The organism is Methanosarcina sp. 1.H.T.1A.1, assembly GCF_000979295.1.
In the GTDB taxonomy this organism is placed as follows: domain Archaea; phylum Halobacteriota; class Methanosarcinia; order Methanosarcinales; family Methanosarcinaceae; genus Methanosarcina.
Map to the genome: position 1 here is coordinate 1 of NZ_JJQY01000120.1, position 16,620 is coordinate 16,620.

Annotated in this window: 13 protein-coding genes; 8 read left to right on the forward strand and 5 right to left on the reverse strand. The window is 44.9% G+C overall.

The genetic code is table 11. The features are described from left to right. The first annotated feature begins 40 nt into the window (after window positions 1–40). Window positions 41–970, forward strand: coding sequence for a methanogenesis marker protein 11 (gene mmp11, locus EO95_RS12185; protein ID WP_200895045.1), 930 nt, complete (start codon window positions 41–43; stop codon window positions 968–970). A 73-nt stretch (window positions 971–1,043) separates the two neighbouring features. After that, entirely contained in the window at window positions 1,044–2,765 is a 1,722-nt protein-coding gene (locus tag EO95_RS12190) for an indolepyruvate ferredoxin oxidoreductase subunit alpha (protein WP_048134970.1), read from the forward strand. 483 nt (window positions 2,766–3,248) lie between these two features. Here the strand turns inward: EO95_RS12190 and EO95_RS12195 are convergent, their stop codons facing one another. Then, window positions 3,249–4,136, reverse strand: coding sequence for a DUF2156 domain-containing protein (locus EO95_RS12195; protein WP_048134972.1), 888 nt, complete (start codon window positions 4,134–4,136; stop codon window positions 3,249–3,251). A 302-nt stretch (window positions 4,137–4,438) separates the two neighbouring features. On the opposite strand from EO95_RS12195, the gene EO95_RS12200 reads away from it, so the two are divergent. Beyond that, window positions 4,439–4,936 (forward strand): GNAT family N-acetyltransferase, encoded by a 498-nt coding sequence (locus EO95_RS12200; RefSeq protein ID WP_048134974.1) that lies wholly within the window; start codon window positions 4,439–4,441, stop codon window positions 4,934–4,936. A gap of 90 nt (window positions 4,937–5,026) precedes the next feature. Here EO95_RS12200 and EO95_RS12205 read toward each other — a convergent pair whose 3' ends face one another. Next, a complete protein-coding gene (locus EO95_RS12205; protein ID WP_048134976.1) occupies window positions 5,027–5,437 on the reverse strand; it encodes a DUF3303 domain-containing protein in 411 nt (136 codons plus the stop codon). A gap of 340 nt (window positions 5,438–5,777) precedes the next feature. On the opposite strand from EO95_RS12205, the gene EO95_RS12210 reads away from it, so the two are divergent. The 4 genes from EO95_RS12210 (at window position 5,778) to EO95_RS12225 (ending at window position 10,079) form a co-directional block, all read left to right on the forward strand. Continuing rightward, window positions 5,778–7,229: a rhodanese-like domain-containing protein gene (locus tag EO95_RS12210; protein ID WP_048134978.1), complete on the forward strand. Its 1,452-nt coding sequence runs from the start codon at window positions 5,778–5,780 to the stop codon at window positions 7,227–7,229. 458 nt (window positions 7,230–7,687) lie between these two features. Further along, window positions 7,688–8,095 (forward strand): DUF1699 family protein, encoded by a 408-nt coding sequence (locus tag EO95_RS12215; protein WP_048134979.1) that lies wholly within the window; start codon window positions 7,688–7,690, stop codon window positions 8,093–8,095. A 612-nt stretch (window positions 8,096–8,707) separates the two neighbouring features. After that, complete coding sequence (locus tag EO95_RS12220) at window positions 8,708–9,421, forward strand: winged helix-turn-helix domain-containing protein (protein WP_235282997.1); 714 nt, start codon at window positions 8,708–8,710, stop codon at window positions 9,419–9,421. 232 nt (window positions 9,422–9,653) lie between these two features. After that, window positions 9,654–10,079, forward strand: a complete 426-nt coding sequence (locus EO95_RS12225; RefSeq protein WP_048134981.1) for a hypothetical protein — start codon at window positions 9,654–9,656, stop codon at window positions 10,077–10,079. A 55-nt stretch (window positions 10,080–10,134) separates the two neighbouring features. On the opposite strand, the gene EO95_RS12230 is transcribed toward EO95_RS12225, so the two are convergent. Then, complete coding sequence (locus tag EO95_RS12230) at window positions 10,135–10,584, reverse strand: flavodoxin domain-containing protein (protein WP_048134983.1); 450 nt, start codon at window positions 10,582–10,584, stop codon at window positions 10,135–10,137. A gap of 229 nt (window positions 10,585–10,813) precedes the next feature. Next, entirely contained in the window at window positions 10,814–12,580 is a 1,767-nt protein-coding gene (locus tag EO95_RS12235; RefSeq protein ID WP_048134985.1) for a PAS domain-containing protein, read from the reverse strand. Between the two features lie 1,433 nt (window positions 12,581–14,013). Between EO95_RS12235 and ilvD the strand changes: the two genes are divergently transcribed. Then, complete coding sequence (gene ilvD / locus EO95_RS12245) at window positions 14,014–15,675, forward strand: dihydroxy-acid dehydratase (protein WP_048134987.1); 1,662 nt, start codon at window positions 14,014–14,016, stop codon at window positions 15,673–15,675. A 640-nt stretch (window positions 15,676–16,315) separates the two neighbouring features. Here ilvD and EO95_RS12250 read toward each other — a convergent pair. Further along, window positions 16,316–16,603, reverse strand: a complete 288-nt coding sequence (locus EO95_RS12250; protein ID WP_048134989.1) for a hypothetical protein — start codon at window positions 16,601–16,603, stop codon at window positions 16,316–16,318. Window positions 16,604–16,620: the final 17 nt, after the last annotated feature.

Consider the following 16,620-nt stretch of genomic DNA (forward strand, 5'->3'; position numbering starts at 1 on the left):
CCACCGAGATCTACACCTCTCTATTCGTCGGCAGCGTCAGATGTGTATAAGAGACAGCCCCTATACTGTGCCTTACAGGGGCATTTATGCGGTCTGTGACGCGAAAAACGAGTATGCGGAAATTATTGAACACTCCAATTGCTACAGTGGGGCAGCCTGGTCCCTTTACCATTATGCAAAAGCTCCTCTTATCCTGAAAGCCCGTTCAACGGGAAATATGATCCGCTATTTTATGAAAACCGGAACCTCAAAACTCGAACTCAAACCCTCGGTTGCAGCCGCAGGCATAGAATCCGTGATCGTGCAGGGGGACGAAGTTGAGATCACCTATGCAGGGCTTGGAGGCGGAGGGGTTGGTGCAACCCGCTGCAGAGCGCTTGCAGACGGAGTTCTGAGCTACAGGATTTCCGAATCCGGAGGAGAGCGCTGTGCTAAGGGGACAGTTGTGGTTCCCCGCAGGGACCGCGTCCTTATAGGCATAGATGACACCGATTCAAAGGATATCGGAGCCACCTGGACCCTGACTCACAACATCGCAAAGGAACTGGACTGCCAGGAAGCCGTTTACCTATCCCATGCCCTTGTCCAGCTCTTCCCTGTCCCGGAAAAAACCCAGAACTGCATGTCAACGGTTCTGGAATTCGGCTGTGTGGACGAAAAAGCGAAGTCCAGGCTCGTAGACTCTTTTAAAAAAGCCCTTGAAAAATACAGTGCGTCCAGAGAAACAGGGCTTGTAGTACTATCTGATTTTTATGCAAAAGGGCTTTACTCCTACAGCAACCGCTGCCGGACCGAAAGGGTCTCGAAGGCAGACACCCTGCGCTGCGCTGAAGAAAATAATGTGGAAGTCCTGCTTGACGGCAACGGGGTAATAGGTGCTCTTGCCTCCCTGCCCTGGTTCGGAAGACCCGAAGAATCTATTGTCCCTGGGACCGAGATAAAGCCAATGAGCCTGGAAAAAACTAATTAAAAACTAATTAAAAACTGATTAAACGGTACCGGAATCTACCGAAACTCCTATAATTCCCGGATGGGGGGCCAACTTGAAAGAAGAAGCAGCACTATGTAACGGGTTTGAAGCCCTTTATCTTGCAGCCATTGACAGTGATGTTACACTTATAACAGGAGTCCCCGGATATCCTGTTACCTCCCTGATGGAACTTTTTTTGAAAACAGATAACCCATCAACCAACGCACACGGTCCAACTTATAGAGCCAGATGGCTTACAAACGAGAAAGTTGCGCTGGAAATAGCACTCGGAGCGTCGGTTTCAGGCAAAAGGGCTCTTGTGCTTGTAAAACACGTTGGGATGAATCTGCTTTCCGACCCCCTTATAACCTCGGTTACGCACACTATAGGCGCAGGTCTGGTAATCATTGCAGGAGACGACCCGGGTGTGAAAGGTTCTCAGAATGAGCAGGACTCCCGCTGGTATGGCAGGATAGCTGAAGTTGCAGTATTTGATCCAGTTGATCCTTATGCTGCGTACAGAACTCTCAGAAGGGCTTACGAACTTTCTGAAGAAACCCGTGTTCCGGTAATTCTAAGGGTAACCGCAGGTCTGGAGAAGAGTAAAGGAAAAGTCCGGCGCCTTCCTGCGTCTTCAACTGTCCACCCCGGGTTTGACCGTTCTATCTGGGGACTCCGGATGGTGGAAAAACACCAGCATTTCCATTCTAAAGTTTATCCGGTACTTGAAGCAGAAGCCGAAAAGACTGACCTTAACGAAATTAAAGAAGGAACTCAAGAGATCGAAGCGGAAGCACAGATTTCTGAACAGAAAAGAGTCGAACGGATTAAAGGAGTCGAACGGATTGGAATTATCTCCTCGGGTTTTGCGGTTTCAATTGTGGAAGATACGCTGAAAAAATCAGGCTGCTATCCCGGAGTTTCTCATCTTGTCCTCAACCTTGTAAATCCCCTTCCTCTGCAGAAAATCGGAAATTTCCTTAAAAATAACCGGAGAGTACTGGTAGCTGAAGAGTCAGAACCCTTCATAGAAGAGCAGATCCGGATTTCAGGCAATGTCTGCGGCAAAAAGACGGGACACCTCCCATACGGGCAAATAATGCCTGAAGATATCGAGTTTGCCCTTGAGCATATCGAAGAAGAAAAGGTTTCAAGACCTGCGGATTTCAAACTTATTGAATCCAGAAAGAAAGGCAGGGCTTCAATCTGCGAAGACTGCCCCTATCTCCCTCTCTACAATTTCCTCCGCATACCTGATATTCAGGTCGCCGGAGACATGGGATGTTCGGTCCGGAGCGCACCCGAACCCCTCGCAGCAGTTGATGTCAGCTTTGCCCTGGGCTCGGCAATCTCGGTTGCTTGCGGCTTTGAGAAAAAAGGCATAGCCGTAATCGGAGACTTTGCCCTTGCACATTCCGGCATCCTCGGGCTCTTAAATGCCGCAAGTGAAGGTTATGAAGTGCTTGTGCTTGTGCTCCAGAACGAAGTCGCAGCCATGACCGGAGGGCAGAAAGTCCCTGAACTCAGGAAAGTGGTAGAAGCGATAGTGCCTGATGTGTCTTTTTTTGATTTAGATGGAGAAGAAGGAATAGAAGACGGAGACGGAGAAAAAGAAAGCAAAAGTAATACCAGGCAGGAGACTGGAAAGGAGACAGTAAAGGAGATAGGAAAGGAGATGGGAAAGGAAGGAGAAAAGCTGACTCCCGGTTCAGAACTTTCGGACCTGATCCTGGAAAAACTCGCCCTTCCGGGAATTTCAGTTATTTTTATAAAAGGCCGGTGCAGAAAATATTGAGGCATCGGGCTCTTTAATTTTAACTTGCTTTAACTTTTGATGTATCTGAATCGGTTAATAGATTCAGATACAGATTTTTCTGCCGGTTTTACTTTGCAGCTTTTCTCTTCTTTGGCATTAAAGCACTTTCAACTTATTTAAGAATCGGTGCCTGTTATTCAAAGAATTCATGTGTGTTTTTTCGTTTCTTCTTCTTTTTTCGTAAGACCGCTCTCCTTCGTCGAGCGTGACAAAAACGACTCAAAGCAGCGAATGATGCTTTATAGGTCAGAAAGCTCTCTAAATTAGTCCTCTTGAGCAAAGCTCACTGATATAACCAGAAATTAGTCTGCTTGAGCGAAGAGAAACTCATTGCTAAAATCCATAAATTAGTCTGCTTGAGCGAAGCGAAACAGACCTCGTGCTCCCGAAGCGAAACTCGGGAAGCGAACCTCGGGAAGCGAAACTCGGGAAGCGAAACTCGGGAAGCGAAACTCGGGTGACTCAACGTTTGAGCGAATATACTTCGACCATGTGATGCGGGTAGTATCGCATTTTTGCTTCTCTGAGGCCGCCGACGCCGAGGTCGCTCTCCCTGTTGATGTACTCCACCTCGCCAGCAAGAACCGCTGCAGTTTCCTCATTGATAGCCTTATAGATCCCTTCGCAGTCCGGCAGCCCTTTCTCGAAATGGATGAGCGCCGTATCCGCGTTGAGGATTTCAAAGAGGGAGAAGGCGCCAATCTCTGAATCGACCCGGATCAAAAGGCCCCTCAGGGGAAGTTCGGAGAAATGCTCTACTGCATAGAGGGCTGCCTCTATTTCGTTGGCAAGGACGATATTTTTCTTGCACCCCTTCCACTCACACCACTTCTTCAGGAATTCCCTCACCTCTTCCAGGTTTTGGGATGTTATCGGCTCGACAGTGTTCAGGCAATTTTTCCGGAACCTGTTGAGATGGCTGCGGATCTTAAGGTATTTCTTTCCCGGAAGTTCCGCAAGGTCGGCAGCTCTGTACACATACTCGAAGTTGTTCCGGTCCGGCACCAGCACGAGCCCGGGATCGAGCCCCTGCATCCACCTCGCAGTATCCGGATCGATGAGCACAAGGGGCGTATCGTCGCTCACATCCAGCGCCAGTCTTATGAGCTCACGCATAAGTGCAGGGTCCCGGGGGCCGATTGGCGGGTGGAACCGGGTAACCCCTGCGGTGGTGCACGCAAGAATCACATTCCCGTTCACGTACGTGTACCTGTAAGGTGTAAAATGGTTCCAGCAGACCATATTCGTGAACGTGTTGCCGCTATGGGTTTGCGGGTAAAGCGCGTAATGACGCTCGAAAAAGCCCCTGTCGGCAAGAGTGACCGGTTTGAAATCTTCTTGACAAAGCATTTTAAACAAGACTCTGATTTGGCTTTAAATTTATTTGAATTGACAAAAACCATATACGGCCAGTTAATTAATCTCCAAATAATAATATTTTGCTAAATAATCGTTTATCCATTAGAATTTAAATGGATGAGGCTTGCTTCTATATTTACACTTACTTCTACAAATTACATTAAAATACTATCTTCAATCTAACAGGACTTACGGCCCCTGAATAGTGAAATCGAGTACATGAACCGCTTCAAACTTATTAGTATTATGTTAACTGATCAATTTAAAAAAGTACTAAAATGGAAGGAATAAAAATGGCTGAAACTGAGATAAAACCCGGTTTGAATATCCGCACTGCACAAAAAGAGGACGCCTCTCTAATTCTTGAATTCATCAAAGGGATTGCCGAGTTCGAAAATCTCTCCTACCTGGTCACAGCTACCGAAGAGACCCTGACAGAGTCCATGTTCGGGGAAAGGCCCTATGCCGAAGTTTTCTTTGCCGAACTCGATGGGGTGCCTGCGGGTTTTACGGTCTTTTTCCACAACTTCTCCACCTTTGTAGGAAAGCAGGGGCTCTATATTGAAGATATTTTTGTGAAACCCGAGTTCCGGGGAAAAGGAATCGGAAAAGCAATGTTTCTGCACTGCGTAAAGCTTGCAAAAGAAAGGAACTGCGGGAGAATGGAGTGGACAGTGCTTGACTGGAACCCTGCAAGGGAGTTCTACGAATACTTTGGGGCCGGGCCTGTTGACGGCTGGCACATTTACAGGATGGGTGCGGAAAAATTCGAAGATGCGCTTGAAAAATAAGCTTGAGAGAGTTGACTTACTCTCCTCTCCGCCCCTTTGATGCCCAGCTCTTGAAATATGACCTCCTTCCCTAATTACGCATCAGGGGGTTCAGGTCGTGTCTTCTTGCTGGATAAAAGAGTGGTGTTCCAGGCGGTAGATTCTTTTTTCAAGGTTCTCTATTTGAGTCAGGATTTCTTCTACTGCGGCTCCTTCCCCCAGTGCCGCAGCTTCAACCCCTTTCCCTCCCGATTTTTCAGCAAGTTCCTGGGCCATCTGCATGTACTTTTCTGCCTTCATGACCGGGAAGGTCTCGAACCTGCAGAGCCCTATAAATGGAAGGTTTGCAGCCGCATAAGCCTTCTCGCCGTCAGCCTCATAAATCAGGAACATGCGGTAGCCTGTAAGGTCTACCCACTCGTCGATTACTTTCAAGCCCTTCGGGTATTCGTAGTTCATGTAGCAGTTCTTGACCTTTTCAGAGTCTTTCGGCTCCCAGGTTACGATATCCATCAATAACATTGTGCCTGACACCCCCTAGATTAAATATGGGTCCAAATCCTGTTCAATCTAACTTGAAGCGGATTCAAAAATATATTTAGCAAAGTTTAGTATTGTTTCTCTTCAAATGGGCATAAACTTTCAGGAAGAAATGTTCAGAAAAAAAGGTTCGGAAAAAGACCTGAAATAGGATCTCTCCTGAAAAATCACGTAATTATCTGGAGAATTTCACCTTCCTGATCTAAAAGAAACTGGAGAATTCCACCTTCCTGATCTAAAAGATAATCTTTTATGATACGGAGGCAATCATATTTTACAGAATTTTCGGTACGTTGCCGACCTGTCTATGGGGGAAAATTGTATGCAAATAACTCCATTTTTTGTGAGGGGCATAGCACACAGTTCATATATTCTTGCAGGGAAGCAAAGCTGTGCGGTCATTGACCCGCAAAGGGATATGGATGTCTATATCAAAGAGGCAAAATCCAGGGGCCTGAAAATTACTCACATCCTGGAGACCCATCTGCACGCAGATTTTGTCTCCGGGCATATGGATCTTGCTGAGCTTACGGGAGCACCTATCTACGCCCCGAAAGCTGCTAACTGTGAGTTTGAACATGTAGGGCTCATTGAAGGGAATACTTTCGAAATCGAGGACACGATTGTAAGGATACTGGAAACGCCGGGGCATACCCCTGAACACATCTGCTATGTGGTTTCGGATACTTCCCGAGGTCCTGATCCGGCTGCTGTTTTTTGCGGGGATGCACTTTTTGTCGGGGATGTGGGCAGACCAGACCTTTTCCCCGGAAAAGCCAGGGAACTGGCTTCCATGCTTTACGACAGCCTGCACAAAAAACTGCTTTCCCTTCCCGACTCCTGTGAGGTCTATCCTGCACATGGGGAAGGCTCTCTCTGCGGAAGGGCTATGGGAGCTAAACGTTCGAGTACAATCGGATATGAACGCAAATACAACTATGCTCTCCGGATCCCTGATAGGGAAGGGTTCATAGAAAACCTTACAACAAATATGCCTCCCGCGCCGGACCATTTTAGCCGTTGCACCGAAATCAACCGGAAAGGGCCCACAAAACTCAAAGAAATTCCGCCTCTCAGGGAGATCCCCCCGGGGGAGTTTTTCAAATTTGCCGGAAGGGAGGATACAGCAATTCTTGACACCCGCCATTACGAAAGTTTCGGAGGAGAGCATGTCCCCGGTTCCTGGTGTATCGACCTCCGGAGCAACTTTGCTACCTACGCAGGCTGGCTCCTGCCTCCGGATAAGCAGATCCTGCTCGTCTCAGATAGTGAGGAAAATGCAAGGAAATCTGCGGTCTGGCTGTGCAGGGTTGGGCTTGACAGTATTGTCGGTTTTCTGTCAGGGGAAATGTTTGCCTGGGTAACTGCCGGATTAAGGGCTGCCCATGTGCCACAGCTATCGATTCCTGAGCTCTATGAAGGGGTCCGAAGTAAAAATCCTCCTGTAATTTTAGATGTCAGGGTTCCTTCCGAGTATGAGAGTTTCCATATAGAACATGCAGTAAATATTCCGGTTCAGGAACTGAGGGAAAGGCACATGGAACTTGACCCTGAAGCCGAATATGCAGTAATTTGCAGCACAGGCCACAGGTCAGGTATGGGGTGCAGCATTCTCAAAAAACACGGATTTTCCAGGGTGAATAACACTGCAGGCGGACTGACCGGATACAACGCTGCGGGTTTCGGACCTGAGTGTCCGATGTGTGCTCTTTCCTGGGCTGGAAAAGCAGGCCGGAAAGAGGCAGAGGTCTTCCAGAAAGTGAAGAATATATGAGCGTCATTTCCTTTATTAAGCCGCTCTTCCCGGTTCCTGTGGCGTCTGATGAAGAACTTTCTGAGACTTCCCTGTCGCGTATCCTGTAATTTTTGAGGGCAGGGCATCTGTTGAACTGTATAGCAAGTTAAAGGGCAAGCTCCTGAAAATAGTAATTCATGGACTCCGGATTTTACCGGATGGTTTTAATTAATTCTCTCAATTGCGTTTTTTTCTTGTTTTTCCTCCTCAGGGAGGCTCACCGGAAGGGTTGAAGATCTCTTGATTCCGAATACTTCAGTCCTGTTTTTATTTCCTTTCCGATATTTACCTGTCACTTTTATAACTAATATAGGGGGCTGAAAATAAATAAAACTGTCTAAAAATTAACGGGCGTGGTAGATAAATATTTATAATAAGTATAAGTAGTTTATAATGAGGTAAAAACAAAAAAGAACTTTATAGTGGGGGAAGACATAATGAAAATTAGAGTAGTTAGTTCCAGGGAAGAAATTTTTACACTTAACCCTAATGAGCGCGTTGTTCATCTTGCCTTCAGGCCTTCGAACAAGGACATCTTTGCACTGGTGGAAACCTGTCCGAAGATTGAGGTAATACAGCTTCCTAAATCTTACAGGCGCACGGTCTCAAAGTCCATAGAAATGTTCCTTGAGATGCAGAGAATCCAGCTTATCGAAGGAGATGTCTGGGGGCACAGGAAAGACATTAATGAATATTACAGTATCCCGTCCTCAGTGATTGAAAAGATAAGAGAACTGAAGATGGAGGGTACACCTGCTGAGAGAATCGAAGAAAAGGTTTCAAGGGAAAGCAAGCTGAACCCTGAAATGATTGCTTATATCCTGACCAAGGAAGCCCCTGCCTGAAAATCTTATCGGGACAGGATTTTCCTACAGGATTTTCCTACAGGATTTTCCTACAGGATTTTCGTATCCTCTTCAATGCAGATAAGGTAATGTTGAAATATTCAAAATCTTTCAAGAACCCTTGTTTGCGATACAATCTCCAGCTTAAAACTTTAAGTTTAAGGACTCTGGAAGGTACCCTGACTTGAGATAATAGTGAACATCTATCTAGCGAAAGCTATCAGGTCAGGGGGACTCCGGGGAGACTCCATCAGTTTTTCCTGTAAATGTTTAATTTTCAAAAATCTTTTTTAGTAGTTTTTTATAGTTTTTCAGAATCCAGTTTAGACTTTTTGCTAATCAGTATCAAGTTTAAACTTTTTGCTAATGTTTAATCTAATTAATCCGGACTTATTAAAAGACTCTGCTTTTTTCCCAGGTAAGTTGGGCGAGGGAAGGTAATAACTTATATATTTTAGGCGGTTGTAATCTTTTTAGTCTTACCTGTAATTTTTTTTAGTTATTATAACACTAATAGGAGACTGAAGGGTGAAACTGGAACTTATAGAGCTGATTTTTCTTTCCGATAAGCGAAAACAGTTATTGCTTTTTCTGAAAAGTGGACCCAAAAATATGGATGAAATTACGGAAGCCCTTCAGGCAACTTCCACTTCCATCCTTCCCCAGATTAAAAAATTAAAAGATATGTCCCTGGTTGTTCAGGAGGACAAAACCTATATTCTTTCTCTGATAGGAAAGGTTCTCGTTGAAAAAATGCAGCCCCTTGTCAGCACTATAGAACTTTTTGAAGATAACTTTGAGTACTGGTCGGAAAAGGACCTGCAGGGGACACCTTCTTCTTTTCGGAAGAGGCTGGGAGAACTTGGTAAATGTAAACTGATCCAGCCTGACCTGGACCGCATGTTCGAACTTGACCCGGAAGTTGTGGAAAATCTGTCCAAGTCCAGCCATGTTCTTGAAGCCATAGCCTACTTTCATCAGCCTATGATTTATCTCTGCCAGGAGCTTGCAAAAAAGGGAGTTGAATTCTCTTTTCTAATGCCGGAGTCTGTTCTTCAGCGGTACTATACTGATTATATGGAGGACTTCCGAATTATGATGTCTCTTGATAATGTGAAATTTTTCCGGTATTCGGGAGAACTGAAGATTGCAAATCTTGCCGTTAGTGATAAGTTTTTCCTGATATCTCTTTTCCCGAAGAATCAGAGGCACTTTGAAAGAGAGAGCCTTATATGCTACGAACCCTCTTCCAGGCACCTGGGTACCGAACTTTTCAACGAGCTACTGCTGGATTCGACCCCTGTTACCGAAATTCCCCCAGAATAATTAAAACTCTGGTCATAAAATGATACTGTACAGGACTACTTATACAAATAAAGATACTGTACAGGACTACTTATACAAATACCTCTACTACTTATACAAATACCTCTATTACTTATACAAATACCTTCTACCGAAAAACTCGGCATAGAAACATTGTAAATCCTTTCATACAGGAGGTAGTATCATAATAGGTTTTTACGAACAGAGGGCAGCCTACGGTAAACAAATAAGATTGCTTAATTTTGCAGGTCTGCTGCTTATCCTGGCATTTTACATGTTTTCTCTCACAGGGCTTTTTGGCTTTGGTACTGATCCTGAGGACAAGTACGCTCTGCCTTTTATCCTTCTCATTTACCTTGCTGCAATGTGGGGCTTTTTTGGCATGAGATTCCTGATTACTTCCGACAGTGTGGTTGCAGTTTTTCCACCATTCAGGTACAACATTCCCTTTTCAGATATCAGCTCTGTGGAGATCATGGACAAATTCCCGTGGTATATGGGGTGGGGAGTCAGAATACAGGGGCGCAGGCTAATTTTTGCGGGAAAACACGCAAAAGCTGTAGCAATCAGAAAAGATAAGGGTTTTTTCAGGACTGTTGTACTGGTTTCTGAAAGCCCTGATGAATTCAGGAAACGAGTGGAAATGGCCATGAAATAATTCAGGCCACTCATTTTTTAACAGTCCAGGCTGGTTTACTTTATTGCTGCTTTTGTTACTCTGCCTTTTTGCTTTTATGCTTCAGTTTTTCTGCAATGTCAATACCGAGCCGTTTGCATTCCTGCAGGTCCTTGTCTGTGGGCTTATGAAGGATCCGGAGTACGGGGTCCACAACACTCATCCCCATTTCCCGCATTTTTTCGGCTATCAATATGGGTGCTTCTCCGCTCCACCCGTAAGACCCGAAAGCAGCTCCTATCTTGCCCTGTGGGTTTGTGGAAACAAGGGTTTCATCCATGAACTTTTCCATGGGCAGCAGCATTTTGTAGTAAAACGTCGAAGATCCAACTGCAATTGCTTCTGCTTCATTGAGTTCTTCGGGCTTTACATCATAGAAACTGACAACCTTTACATCCACATTCTTTGACTCAATCCCGTTCCCTATTGCCTCGGCCATAGCTTTTGTATTCCCTGAGGTACTGAGATAAACTACTATTGCTTTCAACCTGTATCCCCCTAGCGATCTAATAAAGTCTGATAACGTCTGATAAAGTCTGATAAGGCAAACCCCGGAAAAATGAGAGCAAAAACCGGCAGTTGCGTATCTAAAGCTCAGAGCTTGAAGGCGTAACCCTGGGGCTTTCCTCGCTCCCCAATCCAGCATTATTTATAAAAATTATTTTAAATAAGGGTTTCGTCGTCCGGATATAGTTCGAGCTTCAGATTGGTTGCCTTTATAAAAGGTCTGCCTCTATGCGAATAGGGGCTATATGGGTAACTACCTGGAGGGCAACGCTCTCGAGGAAATCGCGGACGTTCTGGGGAATCCTGTCCACAGTATGGGAAGCAAAGTTCAGGCTGCCTATTATCTCTCCCCTGTGCTTCATAGGGATTACTGCAACTGCAGTGATCTTTTCTTTCCTTAGCAGATCTGCCATCTCTTCAGCAAAAAAGTCCAGTTTATAAATGGGTTTCTCGGTCCAGACCTGCTTTGCTTCCGGGGAGTCTGCCCTGTATGCAGAAACACTTTTCACAAATTCGGAGGAGAGCCCTCTGTGCGCCACCAGGTTAATCTGGTCCAGAAGCTCGTCTTTCAGGTATATGCCTCCGGCATCGATCTCTTTTATTTTCAGGCAGGCATCAAGGATACGGGAAAGCATGGTCTGGAGGTTCCAGGTGTTACTCAGGTACATCCCGAGTTCTCGCTGAATCTCGAGCATTTCCTGTGCTTCTTTTCTTTCGGTAACATCAACAATTATTCCTTGAAAGTGAACCGGGATACCTTCCTTATTTCGCTTGATATACGTTCTCTCTTCAACCCAGCGAATATTGCCATCTGCGGTGATAATTCTATACTCCATCTCAAAAGAGTCACACCCTTCTCTAATTGAGTGTGCAAGGTTTTCAGAGACCGAATTGATGTCCTCTTTATGAATTATGTCTCCGTAAAGGATTTTACCCGATGTGAAGTCTTCTACAGTATATCCAAACTGCGTTACATTTTCTGAAACGAACTCTACAGGCCAGTTTTCCACAGTTTTCCACAGGAAAGCTACTGCTGAGCTTTTGTTGATTATCGTTTTCAGCAATTTCTGCATTTCGAGAGATTTTCTCAGGGCTTCTTCAATTTTTTTCCGGGGGGTTATGTCCAGCACTATCCCCTGAAAACCGGTTACGTTTCCATCTACTTCTCTCTGGATAAAAGTCCTTTCGTTTACCCAGCGCAGGTCTCCGGCTTTTGTAAAAATCCTGTATTCTGAATTAAAGCTTACTTCCCCTTTCTGGACGTGTCTTTCGAGTTCTTCTTCAACCTTTTTCAGGTCATCGGGATGTATTATCTTTCCGTACAGGATTTTCTGTGATAGAAAATCGTCAACTGTATATCCAAACTGTATCACATTCTCCGAGACAAAAGCTGCAGGCCAGTAGTTTTCATCCCTCCACAGAAATACCACTGCCGGGCTGTTGTTGATTATTGTTTTCAACAGTTTCTGAATCTTAAGGACTTTTTCCAGTTTTTCTTCACTTCTCTTCCGCTCGGTGATGTCGAGAACCACTCCCTGAAAGTGAGTTACCTCTCCTTCCGGGTTTCTCTGGATGAAGGTCCTTTCGTTTACCCAGCGCAGGTCTCCGGCTTTTGTAATAATCCTGTATTCCATATTGAAATCCGGAGCTCCACTCCGTATTCTTTTTTCAAGCTCCTCTTCAACTTTTCCAAGGTCATCAGGGTGTATAATATCCCCGTACAGTACCCTGCCCGAGATAAAATCCTCTACCGTATATCCAAAGTTCCCCACATTTTCGGAAACAAATTCCGCAGGCCACTTTTCTTCGTTTTTCCAGAGAAATACCACTGCCGGGCTGTTATTGATTATAGTTTTCAGGGCTTCTTCTCTTTCCAGAGCTGCATGAAGAGCTTTTCCCCTTTCGCCATTTGCAGCATCTGCTACATGGGGATAAGTATCTGTTTCTTCTCTGTTTTCAGAAGTTTCGCTGTCCATTATCTTCTAACCGCCTGCACAGGGATGTTTTCAATAACTTCTTCCGGGATAATGCGTTGGAAATTGTCAGTATGCCTGATCGCAAATTCTTCTGCATTCTAATTTACAGATCTGTTGATTAGCCGTCGACAAGTTTGCCTGTAATTTTCTGTCCGCTTTCTATTATATAATTGTGTTTTTATCGAATATCAGTTTTTTTGATCCCGGAATCTCTTTTTCCAGTTTAGCTGCACTCTGTAAAGTTGAAAACTATTTATTCATAAATCTCCGGGCTCTCTCAAAACTGTCTCTGCCAGCCATATTCGTTTTTGAAAAACAATGGAAATCTATATATAGTATTTTAAAGGTAATAAGATTCCGTATTCCGTGTTTGTAATAAGTGCCTGCCAGCCAGAAGACCTCCATCTCCACACCACCAAAAATGGCAGGCTGGAGAAAACTGTGAACCCGCATGATCTGTCATGAACCCTTCAAGAACCCCTACAGAAGAATAGTAGCATCCAATCCGGATGTCAACCGACCAAACATAAAGCTAAAACGGGTTTCAGGAAACCACGCACAGTACAGTAAAGACCCACGAATACGGAATACCTAATATGGCAAAACTAAATGGCTAAAATCAAAAATAGCTCAAATCTAAAAAAGGCTAGAGTGGCAAAATAGTCCAAAAAACATAAAACCTCCATAAAAGGATCTGCGGTACGGTTTTGAGGGAAGCCTTACTGCGATTCCTTTGCTTCTCAAACTCTTTTGTCCGATTAGCTTACTTATTTCTGTTCTTCTTATTCCTATCTCTTTACTCTGGCTCTTTTACTTCAGCTCTGCTTACCCTGTGCCGAAATAAAACTCTGAATTTTTAACGAAAAGAAAAAGGGAGGGGGAAGGGAAAAAGGAAACAGAAAGGAAAAAGGATGTATAAGTGAAAAAAAGAATTAGTGAGAAAAATAATCTGGTGAACGGGTGCGACCCTGTTGTAGTTAAATTTTTTGTGGTGTGTTGCTTGGATGTGATCTTGTAGATGTAGTCCAGGGCAGGTCCGTTCACTATGCTAAATTCAAAATCTCTGACTGGTTATATAAATATTTGGATACTATTATATTAAATTGCCTTTTTGTGATATTATGTATCGGTTTTAATGGTTCAAAGGGAGGTTTTTGTCCCGATTTAATCCTTCTATTGCCAGAAGGCAGTTGTCATTCTTTCCATAAACCATTCCGGCCTATTTTTTTGATAGATCTTTTTTCACTGCTGTTTTCTGTACTTTTATTACCAACCTTTCTATAAGTTTTTGTAGATTTTCAGCATTTTTCTATATGGCTTTTTTACAGTTTTTTCGTCCCCAACCTGTTTATACTATGAAGTTTTTTCCTATCTATACATTATAACAAATTATACTGATCGTTTTCAATATCAAGATCATAAGGAGACTTGCAATGAGAAGCGCCATTATCAAAGAGGGGCCTGAACGTGCCGCCAACCGTTCCCTCCTTAAAGCAACGGGGGTTACGGATTCGGAAATGAAGAAGCCGTTCATCGCAGTTGTCAATTCCTGGAATGACATAATCCCTGGCCACATTCACCTGAATAAACTTGCTGAGGCTGTAAAAGCCGGAATCAGGAACGCTGGGGGAGTTCCTTTTGAGTTCCATACCATAGGGGTCTGCGATGGGATTGCAATGGGGCATGAGGGTATGAAATATTCCCTCCCAAGCAGGGAGGTTATAGAGGACACGATCGAACTGATGGTCAGAGCCCACCAGTTTGACGGTATGGTCCTAATCCCTACCTGTGATAAGATCGTACCAGGACACCTTATGGCAGCAGGCAGGCTTGATATCCCTGCCATTGTTGTGACCGGAGGGCCAATGCTTCCGGGATACGTGGACGATAAATACACTGACCTTATCTCAGTCTTTGAAGGGGTCGGAGCCTACAGGGCAGGCAAAATTTCCGAAGCCGAACTTAAAAGGCTTGAAGATCTTTCCTGTGCAGGGGCCGGGTCCTGTGCCGGAATGTTTACCGCAAACACAATGGCGTGCATGACTGAAGCCCTTGGGCTGAGCCTTCCTGGCTGCGCAACTGCCCATGCAGTGGATGCAAAAAAGACGCGCATTGCCAAGGAATCCGGAGAGCGCATTGTAGAGCTTGTAAAAGAGAACATCACCCCAAGAAAGATTGTTACTCAAAGGTCCTTTGAGAACGCCATAATGGTTGATATGGCAGTCGGAGGAAGCACAAATACTACCCTGCACCTTCCTGCCCTTGCCCATGAGTTCGGGCTTGAGCTGCCCCTTGAGGCCTTCGACGAATTGAGCAGGACAACTCCCCATCTGATTTCCCTCAGACCCGGCGGCCCGAATTTCATGCTGCACTTTGACAGGGCAGGCGGGGTCGAGGCAGTCATGCAGAGGCTTGCTTCAAAACTCCACCTTGACCAGCTTACAGTTAACGGTAAAACTATCGGGGAAAACCTGAATGAGCTTGACATAGTTAACCCGAAGCTGAATAAGGAGATCATTACAACCCTTGAGAATCCAGTCCATGCCGAAGGAGGAATTGCAGTTCTCAAAGGCAGCCTTGCCCCTGATGGCTCGGTTGTAAAGCAAACCGCAGTTGACCCCAGGATGCGTGTCCATACAGGCCCTGCAAGAGTGTATGATTGTGAAGAAGATGCCATGCAGAGCATTCTTGCAGGGGATGTGAAGCCCGGAGACATTATCGTTATCCGTTATGAAGGCCCCAAAGGAGGACCCGGAATGCGCGAAATGCTTGCAGCCACAGCCGCAATTGGAGGTATGGGTCTGCTCGAGTCCGTGGCTCTGATCACTGATGGGCGTTTCTCCGGAGGGACTCGCGGACCATGTATAGGGCACGTCTCTCCTGAAGCCAGTGAAGGGGGACCAATAGGTCTCGTAAAAGAGGGGGACCTTATAGAAATCAACATTCCTGAAAGGGTCCTGAACCTGAAAGTCTCTGAAGAAGAGCTCCAGAAGCGGAAAGCTACCTTTGTGCCTCCGAAAAAGGAAGTCACAGGTTACCTTGCCAGGTACCAGCGTTCCGTCCATTCCGCAAACACTGGCGGGATAGTGGACTGAAACCGTTTAATACTCTATTTTCAAGGAGGTCTTTTCCTCCTTTTTTTTCTTTGTTTGGATTCAGGTATTTTCTTTCAGGATTTCATTGTTTTTCCTATCTTTGAACTGCACCTGCTGGAAGAGCATCCTTAGAAGTTTCCAGATACAGCCCTCCGGGAAACGTTTATAGTGCCCAAAAACGATCTTTTATGCAGCCTTATTATTCCAAACAATTTATCCAAAACCATTCATTCAAAACCATTTATTCCAAACAATTTATTCAAAACCATTTATTTCAAACAATTTATTCAAAACCATTTATTCAAAACTATTTTTTTATTGAGAAATTCAGGAGGCTGAAATTCTGGAAGTAGAGGGGTTATGTTCAATCTGCGGGCGCCCGGCTAAACTTCATACCTGCCATTTATGCGGAAAACTTGTATGTAGCCAGTGTATGGATCGTAGAAAAGGTATCTGTATAAGGTGTGCAGGTGGGAGGGAAGGGTCTGAACCCGACTCAGGGGATATCGGGACATTTAAGTAAATCAATCAAAAGTAAATCCGTCAAAAGTAAATAAGTCAAAAAAATAGATTTTCGAAAGGAGTAGCCAGAAATCTTTACGTTTTTCCGGCTTACAAGCTTACTCATATTAGCTTACGCTTACCAGCCGTGGATTTCTCCTTCAGGTTCATCCTCATCAAGGTAAAAACGAAACTCTTTTTTTTCGGTATCTTCCACGAACACGAACTTCTCTTCAACCCCCACTTTAGCAAAAGAAAGGGCGTCGTCCCCGTCTCTTACAGCCGGCAGGATGTCTACATCTACATGGTCATAGATCTCGCTCTCCGGCAGAAATGCTGTGATGATAAACCAGTCAATGTCCCCTGCATAATCCTTACTTACATAGCGGCTCTGGTCAGGTGGAATTTTGGTAGCTTTCTGGTGCATCTGGGCTCCGTCAGCCC

Coding starts and splice junctions, on each gene's coding strand:
- mmp11 (WP_200895045.1), top strand. CDS start 41: ATGTGTATAAGAGACAGCCCCTATACTGTGCCTTACAGGGGCATTTAT.
- EO95_RS12195 (WP_048134972.1), bottom strand. CDS start 4,136: ATGCTTTGTCAAGAAGATTTCAAACCGGTCACTCTTGCCGACAGGGGC.
- EO95_RS12200 (WP_048134974.1), top strand. CDS start 4,439: ATGGCTGAAACTGAGATAAAACCCGGTTTGAATATCCGCACTGCACAA.
- EO95_RS12205 (WP_048134976.1), bottom strand. CDS start 5,437: ATGTTATTGATGGATATCGTAACCTGGGAGCCGAAAGACTCTGAAAAG.
- EO95_RS12210 (WP_048134978.1), top strand. CDS start 5,778: ATGCAAATAACTCCATTTTTTGTGAGGGGCATAGCACACAGTTCATAT.
- EO95_RS12215 (WP_048134979.1), top strand. CDS start 7,688: ATGAAAATTAGAGTAGTTAGTTCCAGGGAAGAAATTTTTACACTTAAC.
- EO95_RS12220 (WP_235282997.1), top strand. CDS start 8,708: ATGGATGAAATTACGGAAGCCCTTCAGGCAACTTCCACTTCCATCCTT.
- EO95_RS12235 (WP_048134985.1), bottom strand. CDS start 12,580: ATGGACAGCGAAACTTCTGAAAACAGAGAAGAAACAGATACTTATCCC.
- ilvD (WP_048134987.1), top strand. CDS start 14,014: ATGAGAAGCGCCATTATCAAAGAGGGGCCTGAACGTGCCGCCAACCGT.
- EO95_RS12250 (WP_048134989.1), bottom strand. CDS start 16,603: ATGCACCAGAAAGCTACCAAAATTCCACCTGACCAGAGCCGCTATGTA.